17 protein-coding genes are annotated in these 20,575 nt (G+C 61.2%); 15 read left to right on the top strand and 2 right to left on the bottom strand.

All coding sequences use genetic code 11. The annotated features are described in order from the left end of the window. Positions 1–168 precede the first annotated feature (168 nt). From rpoZ to hemW, 14 genes are all read left to right on the top strand, one after another. Positions 169–627 (top strand): DNA-directed RNA polymerase subunit omega, encoded by a 459-nt coding sequence (gene rpoZ / locus HMPREF2712_RS07005; protein ID WP_005508713.1) that lies wholly within the window; start codon positions 169–171, stop codon positions 625–627. 30 nt (positions 628–657) lie between these two features. Next, positions 658–2,082 carry a bifunctional phosphopantothenoylcysteine decarboxylase/phosphopantothenate synthase gene (locus HMPREF2712_RS07010; RefSeq protein WP_070819599.1) on the top strand — a complete coding sequence of 475 codons (1,425 nt, stop codon included), beginning with the start codon at positions 658–660 and terminating at the stop codon, positions 2,080–2,082. Between the two features lie 339 nt (positions 2,083–2,421). Continuing rightward, on the top strand, positions 2,422–3,336 hold the full coding sequence (gene rapZ, locus HMPREF2712_RS07015; protein ID WP_005505957.1) for an RNase adapter RapZ: 915 nt from the start codon (positions 2,422–2,424) through the stop codon (positions 3,334–3,336). 109 nt (positions 3,337–3,445) lie between these two features. After that, positions 3,446–4,498 (top strand): gluconeogenesis factor YvcK family protein, encoded by a 1,053-nt coding sequence (gene yvcK / locus HMPREF2712_RS07020; RefSeq protein WP_049345462.1) that lies wholly within the window; start codon positions 3,446–3,448, stop codon positions 4,496–4,498. Positions 4,499–4,605: 107 nt separating this feature from the next. Next, a complete protein-coding gene (gene whiA, locus HMPREF2712_RS07025) occupies positions 4,606–5,571 on the top strand; it encodes a DNA-binding protein WhiA (protein ID WP_005505961.1) in 966 nt (321 codons plus the stop codon). 221 nt (positions 5,572–5,792) lie between these two features. Then, the gene (locus HMPREF2712_RS07030) at positions 5,793–7,040 is read left to right on the top strand and encodes a ComEA family DNA-binding protein (RefSeq protein ID WP_070819600.1); all 1,248 of its coding nucleotides are present in this window, start codon (positions 5,793–5,795) and stop codon (positions 7,038–7,040) included. Positions 7,041–7,117: 77 nt separating this feature from the next. Then, positions 7,118–9,073, top strand: a complete 1,956-nt coding sequence (locus HMPREF2712_RS07035) for a ComEC/Rec2 family competence protein (RefSeq protein ID WP_246828691.1) — start codon at positions 7,118–7,120, stop codon at positions 9,071–9,073. 155 nt (positions 9,074–9,228) lie between these two features. Then, positions 9,229–10,263 carry a DNA polymerase III subunit delta gene (gene holA, locus HMPREF2712_RS07040; RefSeq protein ID WP_070819602.1) on the top strand — a complete coding sequence of 345 codons (1,035 nt, stop codon included), beginning with the start codon at positions 9,229–9,231 and terminating at the stop codon, positions 10,261–10,263. A gap of 15 nt (positions 10,264–10,278) precedes the next feature. Next, on the top strand, positions 10,279–10,950 hold the full coding sequence (locus HMPREF2712_RS07045; protein ID WP_070819603.1) for a type II toxin-antitoxin system PemK/MazF family toxin: 672 nt from the start codon (positions 10,279–10,281) through the stop codon (positions 10,948–10,950). A gap of 260 nt (positions 10,951–11,210) precedes the next feature. Continuing rightward, entirely contained in the window at positions 11,211–11,474 is a 264-nt protein-coding gene (gene rpsT, locus HMPREF2712_RS07050; RefSeq protein ID WP_005505969.1) for a 30S ribosomal protein S20, read from the top strand. Positions 11,475–11,974: 500 nt separating this feature from the next. Beyond that, complete coding sequence (locus tag HMPREF2712_RS07055) at positions 11,975–12,310, top strand: hypothetical protein (protein ID WP_049341900.1); 336 nt, start codon at positions 11,975–11,977, stop codon at positions 12,308–12,310. Between the two features lie 157 nt (positions 12,311–12,467). After that, entirely contained in the window at positions 12,468–13,490 is a 1,023-nt protein-coding gene (locus HMPREF2712_RS07060; protein ID WP_070616369.1) for a PAC2 family protein, read from the top strand. A gap of 96 nt (positions 13,491–13,586) precedes the next feature. Beyond that, positions 13,587–15,428: a translation elongation factor 4 gene (gene lepA, locus HMPREF2712_RS07065; protein WP_371260001.1), complete on the top strand. Its 1,842-nt coding sequence runs from the start codon at positions 13,587–13,589 to the stop codon at positions 15,426–15,428. Between the two features lie 196 nt (positions 15,429–15,624). Then, positions 15,625–16,911, top strand: a complete 1,287-nt coding sequence (gene hemW, locus HMPREF2712_RS07070; RefSeq protein ID WP_070629736.1) for a radical SAM family heme chaperone HemW — start codon at positions 15,625–15,627, stop codon at positions 16,909–16,911. Between the two features lie 640 nt (positions 16,912–17,551). Here the strand turns inward: hemW and HMPREF2712_RS07075 are convergent. Together HMPREF2712_RS07075 and HMPREF2712_RS07080 are read right to left on the bottom strand one after the other, a co-directional pair. Beyond that, the gene (locus tag HMPREF2712_RS07075) at positions 17,552–17,971 is read right to left on the bottom strand and encodes a DUF4870 domain-containing protein (RefSeq protein WP_005508694.1); all 420 of its coding nucleotides are present in this window, start codon (positions 17,969–17,971) and stop codon (positions 17,552–17,554) included. 263 nt (positions 17,972–18,234) lie between these two features. Beyond that, complete coding sequence (locus HMPREF2712_RS07080; RefSeq protein WP_070629734.1) at positions 18,235–19,104, bottom strand: DUF3097 domain-containing protein; 870 nt, start codon at positions 19,102–19,104, stop codon at positions 18,235–18,237. A 279-nt stretch (positions 19,105–19,383) separates the two neighbouring features. Between HMPREF2712_RS07080 and dnaJ the strand changes: the two genes are divergently transcribed. Further along, positions 19,384–20,520, top strand: a complete 1,137-nt coding sequence (gene dnaJ, locus HMPREF2712_RS07085) for a molecular chaperone DnaJ (protein ID WP_049337409.1) — start codon at positions 19,384–19,386, stop codon at positions 20,518–20,520. The last annotated feature ends 55 nt before the right edge of the window (positions 20,521–20,575 follow it).

Here is a 20,575-nt window from a genome sequence, read left to right on the forward strand (position 1 = left end):
GGGCCCCCACCTTTTTATATAGGCTGGTACGTGCGTTTTAGCCGTTGAGAGGGTAGAATAGTTCTTTAGTTTTGACCGTGCCCTCAGTGTGCCCGGTTTGCGCCATAGCGCGAACGGTGTGCGGGGGCGTTCGGTACGTACATTCCATCAAGCTATTTGGAGTTTTTAGTGGCAAACGAAATCAAGGAACACGAGGACTACAACTTCGTTGACGGTGTCGCTCCCGAGGGCATCGTGAGCCCCAGCGCTGACGCGCTGATTGAGAAGGCGGAGTCCAAGTACGGCCTGGTGATTTTCGGTGCCCGCCGTGCACGCCAGATTAACGCGTACTACGCTAACCTGCAGGACAATACTGCTGCGCACGTTGGCCCGCTGGTTGACGCTGAGTCGAACGAGAAGTCCCTGTCGGTAGCAATGCGTGAAATCATTGCTGACCGTGTTGTGGCGGAGCACCGCCCGGACGCTAAGTTCGATGAGGACGGCTACCCGGTTCCCGAGGATCTGTCCGCTGTGATTGATTTCAGCGCGGCTGAGTTCTCTGGCGCTATCGAGGAGGAGTACATCCCCGCAGGTAGCGAAGAGGTTATTGCTATCGAAGAGGTTATCCTCGACGAGTCCGCTGAGTAATCTGCTTCTACAAGGATTCTTTGACGTACCATGCGCATTATCGTTGGTATTGGAGGGGGCATTGCTGCGTATAAGGCGGCGATGCTCCTTCGTCTTTTTGCGAAGGATGGCGACGAGGTAATCGCCATGCCCACCCCGAACGCGACGAAGTTCGTGGGTGTTCCCACTCTGGAGGCGCTGAGCGGCAACCCCGTCTCAACGGACGTGTTTGACCGTGTGCCTGAGGTGAACCACGTGCGCCAGGCTGAACAGGCTGACGCTGTGGTGATTGCCCCGGCGACTGCTGATTTGCTGGCTCGTTTGGCGGCTGGTCGTACGGATGATCTGTTGTCCTCTACGGTGTTGACGACGCACGCCCCGGTGATTTTGGCGCCTGCGATGCACACCCAGATGTGGGAGCATCCGGCGACTCAGGCGAATGTGCAGACTCTGCGTTCGTGGGGTTATCACGTGATTGAGCCTGCGATTGGGCGTTTGACGGGCCCGGATTCTGGTCCGGGCCGCATGCCTGAGCCGGAGGACATTTTCGCGGTCGCGCTGGATGTGATTGCCCGCTTCCCGAAGGGTCAGGTGCACCCGGTGTACACGCCCGGTTACGCGCCGACTGAGCCCCTGTACACGGGTACGGAGCAGGAGCGTATGGCGGCGGCGCGTGCGGCGACGCTGACTTCGGCGCTGCTGGGGCAGGTTGATGCAGGCCAGGGTGAACCCAGCCAGGCAACTGGCGCATCCGAATCGCTGCGTGGTCCTCTGGCCGGCCGCCTCGTGGTCATTACCGCTGGCGGCACCCGTGAGGCACTGGACCCGGTACGTTTCCTCGGCAACCGTTCGACCGGCAAGCAGGGCGTGGCGCTCGCGGAGGCGGCACGCGACCTGGGCGCGACCGTGCACCTGATCGGTGCGAACCTTGAGGTTCCCGCGCCGGAGGGTGTGCAGGTGACCCGCGTGGTGAGCGCCCTGGAGCTGCGTGAGGCGACCCTTGAGGCGAGCACGGCGGCGGATGTGCTGATCATGTCTGCGGCGGTGGCTGATTTTAGGCCCGCCGAGTTTGCCGAGTTCAAGATTAAGAAGAGCGCCGATTCTGAGGATGCGCCGGTGATTCAGCTGGTGCGCAACCCGGATATTCTGCGTGAGGTCGTGGTGCGCCGCCAGCAGGCTCGTGAGGCAGGGGAGAGCACCCTCGGTCCGAAGCTCATTGTTGGTTTTGCGGCGGAGACCGGTTCGGCGGAGAAGACTCCGTTGGAGCTGGGTCGTGAGAAGTTGCAGCGTAAGGGCACGGACTTCTTGGCGGTCAATACGGTGGGTGTGAATCGTGGTTTCGGCACGGACGATAACACGATTACGCTGCTGTCGACCCTGGTTGATGAGGCGCCGGTGTTCTCCGGTTCGAAGAAGGAGCTGTCGGTGCGTCTGTTGGAGCATGTGGCGGCTTTCCTGCCTGAGCTTTCTGCCTAAGAATCCTCATGCGTCCGCGTAGCTACTCAGCTGGTGCGCGCTTGCTTACGTATCTTCAAAGCCCGTGCGGTACTTCCTGTGGGAGGTGTCGTGCGGGCTTTGCTGTACCCTCCGTAGCTCTGCCGCCCGCCTCCTTCTGTAGACCCCTCGGGGAGCATTATGCGCAAGCACTTGTGATGCGGGTTTCTTTCTTCTGGGGTTCCTTCCGGGGTTCCGCCGGGGGCAGCGTCTCATATTTCTGTCATAGTGGTGAAATTTCTGACCGTACCCCTGAACCGTCAGATAAAGGTCTTGTATCATGGCATAGAGAGTATTTCGCGTTGAAGGGGAAGAAGCACCATGCCCGAGAATCAGAGCAAGCCCGCCACGGTACAGTCCGCCCAGAGTGAGGAGCGCCCTCAGATTCTGGTGATTACCGGTATTTCCGGTGCAGGCCGCAGCACTGTCGCAAATGTACTGGAGGATGAGGGCTGGTACGTTATCGATAACATCCCGCCGCAGATGCTCGGTTCCCTGGCAGAGCTGGTGACCCGTGACGGTGCGCGAGTTCCGAAGGTGGCGCTCGGCATTGACGTTCGCGCCCGCGCACTGTTCTCCGATCTTCCCGCTGCGATTGAGACTCTGCGCAAGTCCGATATTGACTTCTCCATGCTCTTCCTTGACGCCAAGGACGAGACCATTATTGCCCGCTACGAGGCTCAGCGCCGCCCGCACCCGCTGCAGGGTGAGGGCCGCGTCCTCGACGGTATCCGCGCTGAACGCACTCTCTTTGAAGGTCTGCGCCTCGCTTCTGACCGCACCATTGACACCACCGGCATGAACGTTCACGAGCTGGCTCGTACCGTGCGTGAAATGTTCGCTGAGGGTGCGGATAAGAAGCTGAACCTGACCGTGATGAGCTTCGGCTTCAAGTACGGTGCGCCTTCGGACGCTAACTACATGGCTGATATGCGTTTCATCCCGAACCCGCACTGGGTTCCGGAGCTGCGCCCCCTGACCGGTCAGGACGCCCCGGTGCGCGACTACGTGCTGGAGCACGCAGGCACCGAGGAATTCATCAGCAACTACCTTGCGGCTCTTCGCCCCGTGCTTGAGGGCTACCGCCGTGAGGGTAAGTACTATGCCACCATCGCAATTGGCTGCACCGGTGGTAAGCATCGTTCCGTGGCTGTGACGGAGGAACTGGCTCGTCGTCTCTCTGCTTTCGGTGAGCTGAACGTGAATGTTCAGCACCGCGACAAGGGTCGCGAGTAAGTTCCGCCCGGCGCGTCCCAACCACCGCGTCGTGTTTCATTAGCCGCCGTCCGGCCCCGCACACCGTGGGGCCGGCATACCATTCCTTCCGGGTATGTGAGGTATTACTATGTCCACCCATTCGACCAGTTATGACACTCAGGGTATTCCGCGCCTGCCGGCTTTGCCGACTCAGGCTCTGCGCCTGTTGAAGACCACGCACCGTTCGCCGAAGGTCACGGCGATGGGCGGCGGCCACGGGCTGTACGGTTCCCTGTCTGCGTTGCGCCACGTCACGCCTGATTTGACGGCTGTTGTGACGGTTGCTGACGATGGCGGTTCGTCGGGTCGTTTGCGTGAGGAGATGGGTATTCTCCCTCCGGGAGATTTGCGTATGGCGCTTTCTGCGCTGTGTGATGACACCGATTGGGGTCGCACGTGGCGTGATGTGATGCAGCATCGTTTTAGCGCGCCCGAGGGTTACGAGGGCGAGTTCCCGCTGGATTACCATGCTCTCGGTAACCTGCTGATTGCGACTCTCTGGCAGTTGCTGGATGACCCGGTTGCCGGCCTGGACTGGGCGGGTGCCCTGCTGAATGCGCGCGGCCGCGTGCTGCCGATGGCGCTGGATCCGATGGTCATTTACGGCACCGTGCTGCGTGAGCATAACGGTGGTGGTATTGAGCGTGTGAAGGTGGTCGGTCAGGTGAACCTCTCGAAGGAGGAGCGGGTTCACGATATTGGTCTATCTCCCGCAAATGCGCGTCCTTGCCCGGAGGCGCTCTCCGCTATTGAGGAATCCGATTGGATTGTTTTGGGCCCGGGTTCGTGGCGTACGTCGGTTCTGCCGCATCTGCTGTTGGATGCTCAGCGTGAGGCGATTATCCGCACGGAGGCGCGCCGCTGCGTGGTCATGAACCTCTCCGACGATAAGGAGACGGTCGGCTTCACCCCGGCAACGCACCTGGATTTGTTGCGCCAGTACGCCCCGAAGCTTCACCTTGACGCGGTGATTGCTGACGCTGACATGCAGGCTGATCACCGTTCCGAGCTGGAGCGTGAAGCTTCTGCGATGGGTGCGAAGGTTGTGTGGGCGCATCTGCGTTCGAGCTCCCAGCCGAATGTGCACGACCCACTGAAGCTTGCGGCTGCGTACAACGAAGCGTTTGAGCTGAGCTCCTAGGTTTACTGGCTTGGGTTTGCTGCTCAAGTGTGTTGCTTGAGCTGGCTGTTATGTGCGCCCCTTTTCTGATTTTTAGACTTAAACACTACGCCTAGAAGGACCTGTTCATGGCATTAACCACGCTCGTCAAGGACGAACTCGCCAACTACGAGGCAACGAAAGTCTCTGCTCGTAAGGCAGAAATCTCTACGATTCTGCGTTTTACCGGAGGCCTGCACATTGTCTCGGGGCGAATCGTGGTGGAGTCTGAGGTCGACCACGAGGCAACCGCCCACCGCATGCGCCGCACCATCGCGGAGATTTACGGCCACGATTCTGAGCTGACCAGCGTCAGCGGTGGTGGTCTGCGTCGAGGTGGCAGGTACATCGTGCGTGTGGATCATGGCGGTGAGGCGCTGGCTCGCCAGACCGGTCTGCTGGATCTGCGTGGCCGCCCGGTGCGTGGCCTGCCGCCGGCCGTGGTGAACGGCTCCCTGCAGGACGCTGAGGCGGTCATGCGCGGTGCGTTCTTGGCGCACGGTTCGCTGACTGAGCCGGGTCGCTCCTCCTCCCTGGAAATTACCTGCCCCGGTCCGGAGGCGGCGCTCGCGCTGGTGGGTGCGGCTCGTCGCCTGGACATTATTGCGAAGGCACGCGAGGTGCGCGGCACCGACCGTGTGGTGGTGCGTGACGGCGAGACGATTTCGCAGCTGCTGGAGCGTATGGGCGCGACCGGCACCCTGACCACGTGGCGTGAGGCACGCACCCGCAAGGAGGTTCGTGCGACCGCGAACCGTCTGGCGAATTTTGATGATGCGAACCTGCGCCGTAGCGCTCAGGCTGCTGTTGCGGCGAGCGCCCGCGTGGAGCGTGCCCTGCAGATTCTGGGTCATGAGGCGCCGGATCATCTGCGCTATGCCGGTGAGCTGCGTGTGTTGCATAAGCATGCGTCGTTGGATGAGCTGGGTCGTCTGGCTGATCCGCCGATGACGAAGGACGCGATTGCGGGCCGTATTCGTCGCCTGCTGGTGATGGCTGATAAGCGTGCTTCGGAGCTGGGCGTTCCGGGTACTGAGCTGCCGCGTGAGGACTAAGCGAAGGCTAGATTCTGCTCTTAAACGGTGCGGGTAGCTCGTGTGGCTGGGGTGTTTGTGACGGTTTTATGACAGACCAAACCCCTCCGTTTTTGAACAAAAACCGCATATTTTTCAAAAATGAGCCTGTGGATGGCCCCTTTCGCACTATGCGAGGGGAGTTATCCACAGGTTCTTTGCGTGTGCTCGTGCGTTCGCGCGCGTGAGCCTAGGGTAGGGGTATGACGAGCATGACCCCCAACCACGAGCAGAACAACCTGCAGAACCCGAGTGCTGCACCGAACAACGGTGCTTTGCAAGACAACGCACCCCAGCAGGGCGGCGCGCAGCGTAGCGCCCGCTCCCTGATGAACAGCCTCTACCGCAGCCCCCGCGCCCGCAAGAACGGTACGCCGGATGCCGAGGACACCGTGCCGCTGGCTATTGCCGCTGAGGTAACGCCCGCGGAGGCGCCTGCCGAAGAAGCTGAGGCACCGCAGCCTGAATCTTCGCTGCCTAATTCTTCTCAGTCCGGCACCGCACAGCCCAGGGCGAGCCAGCCCGTACCTACCAGCAAGCCCACGGCATCCCAGCCGGAGTCGAATGGTTGGGCTGACTGGGATCAGCAGCCCGATTGGAACGAGGTGGACGACTGGGCGGAGTGGGAGCAGGCTGATCAGCCCGGTACCACCCGCAGTGCCCGTTGGGGCTTGTCGCCGCGCGTACTGCTTCTGGTGGCGGTGTTGGCGTTGGTTGCCGTGGTGTGGGGTGTGACCCAGTTTTCGGCGGCGCCGCGTGCCGAGCAGGTCGCCTCCCCGAGTGCTTCCGCAGAGTCGGTGCAGGCGGTGGGCGCCCAGCAGAGCCCCGGTGCTCAGTCCGGAGCCCAGTCTGCTGTCCAGCCGGGCGCTCATCCGAGTGAATCCGCGCAGGGTGGTGGCGCCTCCGGTGAGGCTACCGTGCGGGTACACGTGGCGGGTGCCGTGAACAACCCCGGCGTGTACACGCTGCCCGCGCAGGGTCGTGCCGTGGATGCGATTGCCGCCGCCTCCGGTGCCGCAGCGGATGCTGACCTGGACCGCGTGAACCTTGCCGGTGCGCTCAGTGACGGGGTGCAGATTTATGTGCCGCATCGTGGTGAGACGGCTGCTCCGGCGCAGATTCAGCCCAACGGTGGCACGGCGAATGCGGGTCAGGGTAACGCGGCGAATGGTGCATCGCAGAACGGCGCTTCGCAGGGTGGCACTCAGCCTCATCCTGCACGCACGCTAACTCCTGCAGGCAGCGCGCAGAAGGGCTCAACCCCGGTGAACATTAACACCGCCACCGCTGAGGAGCTACAGACCCTGCCGCGTATTGGTCCGGCAATGGCTCAGCGCATTATTGCCTGGCGTGAGGCGCACGGCGGTTTCCATAGCGTGGATGAGTTGGATGCGGTGCCCGGCATTGGTCCGTCGATGCTGGAGAATTTGCGCCCGCTGGTGACGGTCTAATGCCCCGGCAGAACCGCAGGCCGAGCCGTTTGCAGAACCGCCAGCACGCAGGGGAGCGGGAACTCTTTCCCGGTTCCTTGCGCCTCACCCGGCGCCTCACCCGTTCCGCGGCTACGGCGTATGACCGTGCCCGCTACCGCTGGAGCATCGGCGCTGAACGGTGGCGTACCCACCGTGATGAGCAGGAACTGCGCGCCCAGGGAAGCCTCATTCACCTGGACTTTCGCCTGAGTTTCACGGTGCTGGCGCTGTGGGCTTTTACCGCGGCGGCGCTGACCGTGGGCACGTGGCGGGTGGTGCATCCGCTGGCGTGCGTGCTCATTGCTCTGCTGGGGTGCCTGGCGATTCTGCTCTTCTTTCCGCCGCGTGCGGTGATGCCCTACAGCCTGCTCTTTCGCACGACCGGTCAGCTGGTTTTTCTGGCGTGTATCGTGACGGTTCAGGCGGTGCTTTTGTGCGCTACGGGGGTGGATGCATCCCGCGCCACCCTACAGCAGGCGCAGGGTGCTTCGCTTCGTCTGAATGGCACGGTGGAGCAGGTTCGCCGCGTGGATCCGCGCACTACTCTGGTGGTTATTAAGCTGGAGGAAATTCAGGGGCGGAGCGTGCGTGCGCTGGTGAATGAGCGGGTGCGCGTGTATCGGCGTGACGGTTCGGCAAAGAGTACTGTGCAGCGTCTGGAGGCACGTTCGGCGGCGAGCTCGGCCGCTCAACAGCAGGGGAGCGGTACCGCGCGCTCGCAGGCGATTTATCCGGGCATGAAGGTGACCGCCCTCGGCACGGTGGAATTCAACGGTTCCACGGCAAAGCTGAGCAGCGCAACTATTTTTCCTGCGCCCGCCTCCGGTGCTGGATCGAACGCTACCACCCAGACGGCGGCGGAGCCGTACCTGTCCACGCTCAAGGAGCAGCTGCGTACCCGCGCCCTGGACACCCTCGGCACGGAGTCCGCGGCGCTAGTTTTGGGTACCGCCTACGGGGATGATTCACTGATGAGTTCCACCGCGCGGGAAGAGTATAAGCTCAGCGGGCTCAGCCATATTACGGCGGTATCCGGGGCGAATATTGCCATTGTGTTTTTGGGTGCCTACCGGCTGGTGTTGGCGGTTCGCCCGTACCGCCTTGCCAGCGCATACCTGCTGTTCCGTTCCTGGATGCAGCGGTTGCGGGGGAGAGGGGCGGCTCGTTCCCGCCGCCCCGCCCATTCTCAACAACCTACCCCGCCAAATGCCCACGCCCTGCCGCCGCTCGTGCACCGGTTGAGCACCTTCGCCATTCCGCACCGCGTCATGGTGCTGTGCGGGGTTGCGGCGGTACTCGCCTACGCCATGCTGCTGGACTCTGAGGGTTCCGTGATTCGTTCCCTCGCCATGGGTCTGCTCGGTGCCTACGCGATGCTACGCGGTTCGGGTCGCCAGTCCTTGGCGGCGCTGCAAACAACGGTGCTGATGTGTCTGCTTGCCGCCCCGCACCTCGCCGTGGATATGGGGTTCGCCCTGTCGGTGACGGCAACCTCCGCGCTGATTCTGCTGGGCCCGCCGCTGATTCGTCTGCTCATGCGCGTCATGCCGGTGTTCTGCGCGGAAATGCTCGCCGCGCCGATTGTAGCGTCCCTGTGGTGCACTCCGCTGATTTTGGCGATGAGCGGTAAGGTGCCGCTCTACTCGGTTCCGGCGAATCTGGTTGCGGCTCCTTTGGCGCCGTTGAGTATGCTCGCCGGGCTGGCGGCGCTCGGATTCATGCTCCTGGGTCTGCCCACTGCGGCGGATGTGTGCCTTCATGCCGGTGGTCTTGCCGCGCAGGGCATCGAGTGGGCGGCACACACTGCCGCGCACGCGCCGGGTAACCCGTGGGAGCCCGGTTCGAGCGTCCTGGTGGTGGTGTGTAGTACCCTCTGCGTGCTGGCGTTGAGCGTAGCCCTCTGGTGGGTGGATGCGCGCCGCTACCGCGCGGTCACGCACCGGCAGTATTTGCGGGTGGTACCGCGCACCGCACCCTCCCATCAGCGCCCCAATCAGCCCGCCCGGTCTTAACCGACTAACCGTGACCGACTACCCCTATCCAACTCTAGGAGGCATCTGAGAAGAAAACGCTATGATGGATACTTGAGACTCTACCCGCGCAGCACCCCCGTGCGCAGCGGGGCCGAGTTCAGCCCGTACCCTGCAGATAAAGGCGAGTGATAAGCGTGTCCGAGCGTAAGCGTTCAACCCAGCGTGGTGGTTCCCGAGGCTACGCCCGCCGAGGCGGCCCCGCCCTCGACACCGCGTGGCGTACTGTCACCCCGGCACCCGCCGTCATGCTCTACGGCCCGGAGGAGTACTTCGCCTCCCGCGCTGCGGCACGCCTGCGTGAGCTGTTCCGCAGCATCCACCCGGAGGTGGACCGCGTTCAGATTAACGCCGCCACCTACACGGCGGGGGAGCTGATCCTGCACGCTTCGCCCTCCCTGTTCGGTTCGGCGAAAATCATTGAGGTTGAGAACCTCGCCTCCATGAGCGACGAGTTTTTGACCGATACGCTCGCCTACCTGAACGCCCCCGAGCCGGACATCATGCTCATTCTGAACCACTCGGGCGGTAACCGCGGCAAGAAGCTCATCGACCTGGTGCGCTCCCAGTTCGTGCTCATTAACTGCAAGGCGCTCAAGACCGACCGGGAAAAGAGCGAGTTCTTGGCGGGGGAGTTCGCCGCAGCTCAGCGCTCGATTACCGGCGGCGCCCTGGCGTTGCTGACTGCCGCCGCCTCCGACACTGCTGAGCTTGCCGCCGCATGCCAGCAGCTGCTTTCAGACGTACCCGGCGAAATCACCGAAGAGGCGGTGAACCGCTACTACGGCGGCCGCACCGAAGTCACCGCGTTCCGCGTCAGTGACGCCGCGATCTCCGGTAACGCCCCGGAGGCTCTGCCTCTGCTCCGCCACTCCCTTGCCACCGGCACGGAGCCGATTCCGATGCTGGGTGCGCTCGCCATGCGTATCCGCAATATTGCGCGCGTGCACCACGTGCGTATGAGCGCTAACGAACTGGCGCGTGAGGTGGGTATGTCACCGTGGCAGGTTGAGCAGGCTCAGCGTGACGGCCGCCGTTTTACCGGCGCCCAGTTGGCGCATATTGTGCAGCTTCTGGCTGATGCGGACGCCCAGCTGAAGGGCGAGTCGCAGGACGCGGTGTATGCGGTGGAGCAGGCTGTTTTGGCGATTGCTCTACCTCCGCGCCTGTAGTGCATAATAGAGCCCATGCTCGAAATTCTGAAGAAAATTTTCTTTGCCCTGTTGCCCTTCCTGCAGAAGGCGGCAGAGGATGCCCTTAACGACGCTACTGCGTCTAAGGGCGGCTCCGAGTCCTCCCAGAAGAGCGAGTCCCACAAGGGCGAATCTCGTCAGGGTGAGGCTCGTACCTCCGGCTCTTCGGCGCCTAAGCCGAGCGCCCCGAAGCCTTCCTCGGCAAAGTCCACGGCAAATTCCTCGGCGCCTAAGCCTTCCGCACCGGCTTCGACCGGCGCATCCGACGGTTCAGATTACCCGGGCGACTACCGCGACATGATTAACTTTGAGTACTCGCCCTCCCTGGACGGCGACGCTGACCCGGGTGAAATCGTGTGGACGTGGGTTCCTTTCGAGGAGGACCACTCGCAGGGTAAGGACCGCCCGGTGCTTCTGGTGGGTCGTGACGGTGAGTACCTGCTGGCGCTGATGATGACCAGCAAGGATCACAATAACCGTGAGCACGCTGATCCGAACTACCTTGATATTGGTTCGGGTCCGTGGGATCCGCAGGGCCGCGCTTCTGAGGTGAAGCTGAACCGTGTGATTCGTGTTCGCCCGGATTCGATGCGCCGTGAGGGTGCGATTATGCCGGAGGATACGTTCCGCCTGATTGAGTGTGCGTGGACTCGCCATAACGGCTAACGCCCTGTGCCGGTAGTTTCACCGGCGACTGGTGCCGATTATCTGCGCCGGATGTGGAGGCTGCGTGTAGCGGTTTTCACAGTATTTTTCTCTCCGCGAGGGTCTGTCGTGGAGGCTGTTCATCTGGTATTATGTGTGGTTGAGTGTCCGATGGTCATCGGGCACTGCTGGCCGGTTGCCAAGGCATCCCCACGCCGCTCAGTCGATGATCGGCCAGCGTCGCCCTCACCGACCAATAAGACAAAACAGAAAGTTTAATTGTGGCTAACATTAAGTCTCAGAAGAAGCGTATCCTCACCAACGAGAAGGCTCGCCTGCGCAACAACATTGTAAAGTCCGAGCTGAAGACCGCGACCCGCAAGGTCAAGGCTGCTGTTGAGGCACAGAACCAGGAAGCTGCTGTTGAGGCTCTGCGTTTTGTGAACCGTAAGCTGGACAAGGCTGTTTCCAAGGGTGTTCTGCACAAGAAGACCGCTGCAAACAAGAAGTCCGGTCTTGCTGCGCTGGTAAATAAGGCTTTCTAAAACTTGCGGGGTACGTGAGTACCTCTCTGGTTTAAGGGCAGAGACCCCCTGTGTTCCCCCTCCTCTAAGGGGAACGCAGGGGGTTTCTTTATCGTGTATACTTGGGCTCAAGGAGTTAAACGACCCCTCTGAAACCCTGAGCCTCACCTATTGGTGTGGCAATAACGCTTGGGCGGCCGCGGCTTTATGCTTCGGTCTAGAAGACACCGGAGGCACCACCGGTTAACTCCTCATAACTTTTGTGAAAGGCATCCTGCTAAGTGGCGGGGTGCCTTTTGCTATACCCGCACGCTGTGGTTTTATGACGCCCAGATTCCCTGCCCAGATTCGGGGAGGCGCCCGCCCGGTGACGAAACCGCTTGCGGGTCGCGTGGAAGCCCGTATAGTGGGAACTATCGGCGGTACCGCACACCGCCCGCGCCTACATGTAGCGCCCTAAGCGGCGTTGCACATAGCGCCGGTGTGGGTACACATTTTTGCATATTATCAGGAGGTTCCCCATGAGTAGCGAGATCGCAGAAGAAGCTTACGATTATCGTGAAGACCCTGAGTATTGGCGTGCTCCGTTCGATTTTACGAAGCCCACGTTTGACGTAAATACTCCGGAGGGGTGGATGCGTGCTGAGTTGATGGGGCGTTCTTTTAATGCTCCGGCTGCGCGCCCCGGTGCCGAATATGAGTGGGGTTTAGCAGAGATTAAGCGTAGGTATGAAGCTAAGGAATTCCCCTTCGACGATAGCGAAGTAACCCTTTTGTATCGTGAGAAGGTAGCTAATGGTGAGTTGCCGGATGTTTATGCTGGCACTCCATACGATTTGGCGCTTTTGCCTTTCTAACATAGTTTCCCTTTCCGCCCGGGGTCTTGGGCGGCATAACCGAATATAGAACATATTTTCTACAACACCACCCACTACACAACCACCGACAGTTCACCGGTAACTTTCCATACACCCCCATGTACCCGGTGAACCGACCACGAGCTAAGGACCAACGATGAGCCAGCCGAACTTCCCACCCGCCCGACTCTTTGACGCTTTCGCCAAGCCCGCCTCCACCGAACAGCCCGCGAAGAAGGGCCTGCTCGGCAAGCTGGGCCTGGGCGAATCCTCCGAGGAGGACAACTACACGACCGTCATGCTGGTCGGTTTCAACTCCGTGAAGGAACCCCCGGGCAACGGTGAGGACGCCCTCGACGTGATTCACCGCGCGTTCGACCCGTGCGATGAGAGCCCCGGCTTCGACATGGACGACTTCTACGACTATGCTTCCGTCGCCCCGCAGCTGCAGAACAGCGACGACTCCGATTCCACGGTTCTGGTGTGGCCCAAGATGTTCTACAACATGGTCACCATCCCGGAGCGCCGCCTGCGCCTGCTCGTGGTGACCGGCCCCGCACCCAGCCTGTGCCTGCGGCGGTTCATGACCCGCTTCTTCAAGTACGTGAAGAAGCTCCACGTGGACCACGCAATCTTCGTTGAGACCTTTGAAGATCAGGTGGCGCACACCCGCCCGTACCCGTACACGCTGACCACTTACGACGAGAAGCTGGCGGCTATCCCCGGTATTCTGCACGAGTACTTCACCGGTTCTACCTCGGTGACGATGGCAATGTCTGCGCTCGCCGCCGAGCACGGCCTGTCCTCCTCGGTCATGCTGCGTATGAGCATCCCGGGGTATCTGAGCTTTGACCAGCAGAACCCGCGCGCAGTCGTGAGCCTGATCGAGGCGCTGGAGGTCATCCTCGGCATTAAGGTCGAGTCTGAGGAGTACGACCGCCTGCGTGCCCACGCTGATGAGTGGGAGGCGGAGCTCGCCGAAGAAATGGCGAAGGACTACGAGAAGGTCGAGCTGGTGCGTGAGATTGAGCAGAAGATGGATTCGACTCTGCGCACTGTCTCCGGCGAAGTGATTGCCGAGGATATTGAGGGCTACCTGGATTCCCTCAGCGGCGCCTCCGAGGGCGTAAATCCTGCCGATGATGGTGCGGATTCCGCGGAGGATTCTTCGGAACGTTAGGTCCGTTCGCACATATGGCGCGGGTATGGGAAAATGATAGGTAACTATGCCCATACCCGCAGCCAGCATCTCGAAAGGATGATGTGATTGGCACCCATGTCGAAGAACCCGCCCGTTCCAGCGGCGACCGACCCCGCGATTATTCGCAACTTCTGCATTATCGCCCACATTGACCACGGTAAGTCCACCCTCGCAGACCGTATGCTGCAGGCCACCGGCGTGGTTGCCCCGCGCGATATGAAGGCGCAGTACCTAGACCGCATGGACATTGAGCGTGAACGCGGTATCACCATTAAGTCCCAGGCTGTGCGCATGCCCTGGGATGTTGACGGCACCTCCTACGCGCTGAACATGATTGACACCCCCGGCCATGTGGACTTCACCTATGAGGTGTCCCGCTCCCTGGCTGCGTGTGAGGGTGCGCTTCTGCTCGTGGACGCCGCCCAGGGTATTGAGGCTCAGACCCTGGCGAACCTGTACCTGGCGATGGAGAACGACCTGACCATCATCCCGGTGCTGAACAAGATTGACCTTCCGGCGGCTCAGCCCGATAAGTACGCTGAGGAGCTGGCGAACCTGATTGGTTGCGAGCCGGACGAGGTTCTGCGCGTATCGGGTAAGACCGGTGAGGGTGTTGAGGCTCTGCTGGACCGTATTGTGGAGGCGATTCCCGCCCCGCAGGGTGACGCATCCGCCCCGGCGCGTGCCATGATTTTTGACTCGGTGTACGACTCCTACCGCGGCGTGGTCACCTATGTGCGTGTTGTGGACGGTAGCCTGCAGCCGCGTCAGAAGATTAAGATGATGTCCACCGGCGCTGAGCATGACCTGCTTGAAATCGGCGTGATTTCCCCTGAGCCCGTCCCGTCGAAGGGCCTGGGCGTGGGCGAGGTGGGTTACCTCATCACCGGTGTGAAGGACGTCCGTCAGTCCCGTGTGGGTGATACCGTCACCTCCGCCGCGAAGCCTGCGCAGGAGTCCCTGGGCGGTTACGAGGACCCCAAGCCGATGGTGTTCTCTGGCCTGTTCCCGATTGACGGTTCGGACTACCCGGCGCTGCGTGACGCGCTGGATAAGCTGAAGCTCAACGATGCCGCGCTGATTTACGAGCCGGAGACTTCTGCTGCTCTGGGCTTCGGTTTCCGCTGTGGCTTCCTGGGTCTGCTGCACCTGGAGATTGTGCGTGAGCGCCTGGAACGCGAGTTCAACCTGGACCTGATTTCGACCGCTCCGAACGTTATTTACGACGTGGTGGATGAGGCTGGTAACGCTAAGCGCGTGACCAACCCGAGCGAGTTCCCCGAGGGTAAGGTCGCGACAATTCGCGAGCCCATGGTGGCGTGTACGATTATTGCCCCGAGCGAGTACATTGGCGCGATTATGGAGCTGTGCCAGGCTCGCCGCGGCCAGATTGGCGGCATGGATTACCTCTCCGAGGATCGTGTGGAGATGCGTTACCGCCTGCCCCTGGCAGAGATCGTGTTCGACTTCTTCGATCAGTTGAAGTCCCGTACCCGCGGTTACGCGTCGCTGGACTGGAAGTTCGACGGTGAGGAAGAGGCTGACCTGGTGAAGGTCGACATCCTGCTGCAGGGTGAGAAGGTGGATGCGTTCAGCGCCATTACTCACCGCGATAAGGCGTACTCGTACGGCCTGATGATGACTTCTAAGCTGCGTGAGCTGATTCCTCGTCAGCAGTTTGAGGTGCCGATTCAGGCGGCTATCGGTTCGCGTATTATTGCCCGCGAGAATATTCGCGCGATGCGTAAGGACGTTCTTTCGAAGTGTTACGGTGGCGATATTTCGCGTAAGCGTAAGCTGCTGGAGAAGCAGAAGGAAGGCAAGAAGCGCATGAAGATGGTTGGTCGTGTGGAGGTTCCTCAGGAAGCCTTCATTGCGGCACTGTCTTCGAGCGAGGAGAAGGAAAAGAAGAAGTAGCCTTTCGCTGCTGTAGCTTTTCCGGCTGTGTGCTGACCTGTTGATTGTGGAGAACCCGGCTGGTGCCTCGTGTACCGCCGGGTTCTCTGCACGCTGTCTGTTGATACTACCCGCCTGCTGATACTACCCGCGTAGCCGCATGCGCGGTGCCCATATTTGATCCCCCCGACCTCTACACCTAGTTCCAGGAGGCAGAATGCCCGCCCAGCCCACCGGCGCCCCCGCACCCCGCGACGGGCGCATCCCCGCCACCAGCGCGGCAGGATGCGAAACCCGCGACTTCAGCCTCTACGTACACATCCCCTTCTGCTCCGTACGCTGCGGCTACTGCGACTTCAACACCTACGCCACCGAAGACTTCGGCGACGGCATCGGCCTCGGCACCTACGCCGACGACGCCATCGCAGAAATCCTCTTCGCCGCCCGCACCCTCGAAGCCTCCGGCGTCGCAAAACGCCCCATGCACACCGTCTTCTTCGGAGGTGGCACCCCCACCAAACTGCCCGCCCGCGACCTCGTACGCATCCTGCAGGCAGCCATCGACGTATTCGGCCTCGTCGAGGGTGCAGAAGTCACCACCGAAGCGAACCCCGACTCCGTCACCCGCGAAGACCTGCAAACCCTCAAGGACGGTGGCTTCACCCGCGTCTCCTTCGGCATGCAATCCGTCGTCCCCGAGGTGCTACAGGTACTCGACCGCACCCACATACCCTCCAACGTGCCGAAGGTCGTCGCCTGGGCCAAGGAGGTCGGCCTGCAGGTGTCCGTGGACCTGATTTACGGTTCGCCGGGGGAGAGCCAGCAGCAGTGGGAGCAAAGTGTTCGCGCCGCAATTTCCTACGAGCCGGACCATATTTCCGCGTACTCTCTGATCGTGGAGGACGGCACCAAGCTTGCCGCGCAGATCCGCCGTGGCGAATACACCATGCCCGATGAAGACCTCATGGCGGATATGTACCTGCTCGCCGAGGAGCTACTCACCGAAGCCGGCTACAACTGGTACGAGGTCTCCAACTACTCGCGCAGCGCGGACACTCGCAGCGACCACAACCTCGCCTACTGGCGCAACCAGGACTGGTGGGGCATTGGCCCCGGCGCGCACTCGCACGTGAACGGTACCCGCTGGTGGAACGTGAAGCACCCGGTGCCCTACGCGCAGAAGGTGCGTGCGGGGGAGTCCCCGGCGGCGGCACGTGAGGTGCTGGACACCGCCACCCGTGCTTTTGAGACGATTATGCTCATGATCCGTGTGCGTGAGGGTTTGGCGATGCGCGAGCTGCTCGCGGTGCACGATGAGGCGCAGCTGGGCGCCTCGTTGCGCTGGCTAGTTTCTCAAGCTCTGATTGAGCCTGATGCTTTGAATTCTCAAGCTGAACCTGACCCTGAAGCCCACGTGCGACTGACCCTCAAGGGGCGACTTCTGGGCGACGCTGTGACCCGTGAGCTGCTCCCGGAGGTCTCTGACGAGCACGAGGAACACTAAGAAGCATTGGTCTGACAAGGGGCTTTTCAATCGGGGCGGCGTTCCGGTTCTGGTCTGTCGCAGCTCCACTTGATGCTTTTCTCTGACGCTGCCTGCGAATGGCGTGCACCCCGGTATTGCCGTAATATTTCGGTGATTTCGGGGTGTTTTTGCGGGTCTTAAAAAACTTTTAAAAAATTTTTCGGGGCTGTTTGGGGGTACTTTAGGGGAGCGCCAAACCTTACATTGGCGTGCTAATTGTTTGCATTTGTGCTGGACTAGCCGAAAGAATTTTCCACTCCTTCATGCCGCTTTTAGGGTGCGTATTTTTCGAATACTTTCCTGAGAAAAAATTTTCCAAAACACCCAATTTCAAGTTGTGGTTGAAGGTTACGCTGTGCCATAATAGGTCATGGCAGGACGGTATATGTCTAACAGCGTGTTCTCGTCTTTGCTGAAGTTGAGTGAATACGGTTGTGGGCTCCTGGTAACAGGGGCCCACGATCGTTTAACAACGATTATCTACAGCACCATTCGGTAGAATTTGCAGTAATTCACGCGCACTAGGCAAAGAAGCCCCACTTAAACGTAGAACGCCCCACACACAACGTGCGGGGCGTTCATCGTAAAAGCTATCAGCGCGGTTTAGGACCGGCAGTTCTTAGGATTCTGCGGATTCTGCGTTCTCGGTGGAGTAGAAGCGGTCCAGCAGACGCGGGTTCATACGGTAGCTGTACGGCTCACCGCGGTTCACCTCAATACCAGCGCGCAGCGATGCAATAGCCATGAACAGCCACACGAGCGCACCCAGAACCATGGCAATGTTGCCCATGCCGGGCAGGAACGACACAACCCACAGAGCCACCAGAGCAATGGAGGGCAGGAGGGTGAAGTTCATCGCCTCGCGAGCCTCCTGCTCAGCGAAGGGCGCGTTATTGCGGCTGACGTAGAAAACCGCAGCGGAAGGGATGATGCCGAGAATGCCGCCGAAATGCGCGAAAGTCGCACGGTTGCGGTCCTGAATCACGCTAATCTTACGGGTTTTCTGAGGCCCGGTTGCCGGGCGAACATCGTTAGTCACGAAAATCCTGGTTCGATAGAAGTTTCTTGTGGTGATCACCTAAGCCGGTGGAAATACCCTCCGAAGAGGCAAATCGTTTGAGCGGTGGTGACCTAAGAGTGTAGTGATGGTGCAACATAAACCCACAGGGTCAATGCCACATACTCAACTATTGTACCGCTTTAGGGGACGAAACCCACAGGATAATGCCCTCGAGGGAAAGGTTCTGAGCAAATTCACACCTGCGCCCGCAGACGGGGGCGCAATAGCGGGTTTCCGTGTGGTTAGGCACCCGGCTCGGTGAGAAAATCGATGAGCGATTCGACCGGACCGAGCAGCGTCGGATCCAGGTCAGCGTATGAGTCAACGCGGGAGAGAATATGCTTCCACGCCTGCGCCACATCCGCTTGCGTTTCGTGCGGCTGACCCAGACGACGCAGCGTGCCCTTCTTGAAGTCCTCACCGCGCGGAACCTGCGGCCACGCCTTCAGACCCAGCACCGAGGGCTTGACCGCCTGCCAAATATCGATGAACGGGTGACCCACGATCTTCACGTGCCCGGCGGCACCCGGCACGGCAAGCGCCTCGGCAACAATGCGCTGCTCTTTCGTGCCCTCAATCAGGTGGTCGACCAGAATACCCAGGCGGCGGCCCGGGCCCGGCGCGAACTCACGAATAGCGCCGGCAAGATCATCCACGCCGTGCAGCGGCTCCACAACAATGCCCTCAACGCGCAGATCGTGGCCCCAGACCTTCTCCACGAGCTCGGCGTCGTGCAGACCCTCAACCCAGATGCGGGAGGCGCGCGCCACCCGAGCCGGGGCGTTCTTCACCGCGATAGAACCGGAACGAGAAATCGTGCGCTTCGGCTCCTTCGCCGCCACCGGGGCGACAATCTCAACGGGCTCACCCTCAATCAGGTAGCCCGGACCCAGCGGGAAATTCTTTACGCGACCCTTCGCGTCTTCGAGTCCGAAGAACAGGGCACCGCCGATGCGTTCAGCCTTCACGACCTCACCCACCCAGCCGTTAATATCCTCAATCAGCAGGCCGCGGCGCAGCGGCACCTTACGTGGGGCCGGCGCCTGGCGGCTCATGCGGGCGGCGTTTAGATCCTGGGCACCCCAGCCGTAGGGGGAGTGGTGGGTACTCAACGTATTCTCCTTTGGGGCGGTAGGGGCAGCAGAGCCAGTAGGGGCGGTGACCGCGCCGGAACCGTGAGACAGAACAATCAGACGGAACCGTGAGACAGAACCGGCGGGGGAACTAAAACGGGGTTCGGAGCGCACCGCAGATTAAGCGGATAGCGGGAGCGACCCCCTTTCAGCCTAGCCATTGTATCGGGTCGGGGGTAGTATCCCCTAGAATTGATACGACCATTATTGGCGGTGCACTCATCGAGCACCGCCATCGTCTCGAGAGGAAGGAAACGCATGAGCCACTACGATACTCTCGGCGTATCGAACGACGCCAGCCCCGAAGAGATCAAGAAGGCGTACCGAAAGAAGGCACGCCAGCTGCACCCGGACGTGAACCCCTCCGAGGACGCAGCCGAAGAGTTCAAGCGCGTCACCCTCGCCTACGAGGTGCTCTCCGACCCCGAAAAGCGCCGCAACTATGACACCACCGGCGACGAACAGGGCCGCGCAGGCTACCCCGGAGGCGGCGGCTACCCGGGCGGCGGATTCAGCGGCTTCGGCGGTTTTGAGGACCTGCTGAACATGTTCACCGGCGGCGCGGCGGGTGCCCGCGGCCCCGCATCCCGCATGCGTCAGGGCCAAGACGACCTGATTACCGTCTCCATCAGCCTGCAGGACGCCGTGTTCGGTGTTGAGAAGACCATTGAGCGTCGCTCCGCCGTGACCTGCAAGTCCTGTAACGGTGAAGGTACCGCAGAGGGCACCCAACCCGAAACCTGCACCACCTGCTCCGGTCACGGTTTCATGCAGCGCCGTGTGCAGTCCATCCTCGGTACCGTCATGCAGCAGGTCGAATGCCCCGACTGCCACGGCTACGGCACCGTCATCAAGACCCCCTGCCCTGAATGCCACGGTCAGGGCCGCGTACGTGAAGACGTGCCGCTGACCTTCAACGTTCCCGCCGGCGTGCACGACCAGGCGCGTATCCGCCTGCGCGGCAAGGGCGAGGCAGGCCTGTACGGTGGCCCCAACGGCGACCTGTACATTGACCTGAACGTCAAGCGCGACAAGTACTTCAGCCGCGAGGGCGACAATCTGGTTACCACCGTGAACATCCCCATGGTTGCGGCGGCACTGGGCACCACCATCCCGCTGAAGACCTTCGACGGCGACCAGGAAGTTGCAATCCCCGCAGGCACTCAGAGCGGTGACGTAATCACCCTCAACGGCCTGGGCGCAACCGTGCTCGGCACCGAGCGTCGCGGCGACCTGCTGGTGCGTATCCAGGTGGTCACCCCCACCGACATGACCGAAGAACAGCGTGAGCTGCTGCGCCAGTTCGCAGCCCTGCGCGGTGAGTCCCTCACCGAAGGTTCGCAGGTCAAGCACCGCGGCGGTCTCTTCTCCCGCTTGAAGGACCAGTTCAAGTAGGATCCCTACACCAAGCTGAGGATGCGGCGGGTGCGGTACTCAACCCGCACCCGCC

It is taken from the genome of Rothia sp. HMSC064F07, from assembly GCF_001837265.1.
Taxonomy (GTDB): Bacteria; Actinomycetota; Actinomycetes; order Actinomycetales; family Micrococcaceae; genus Rothia; species Rothia mucilaginosa.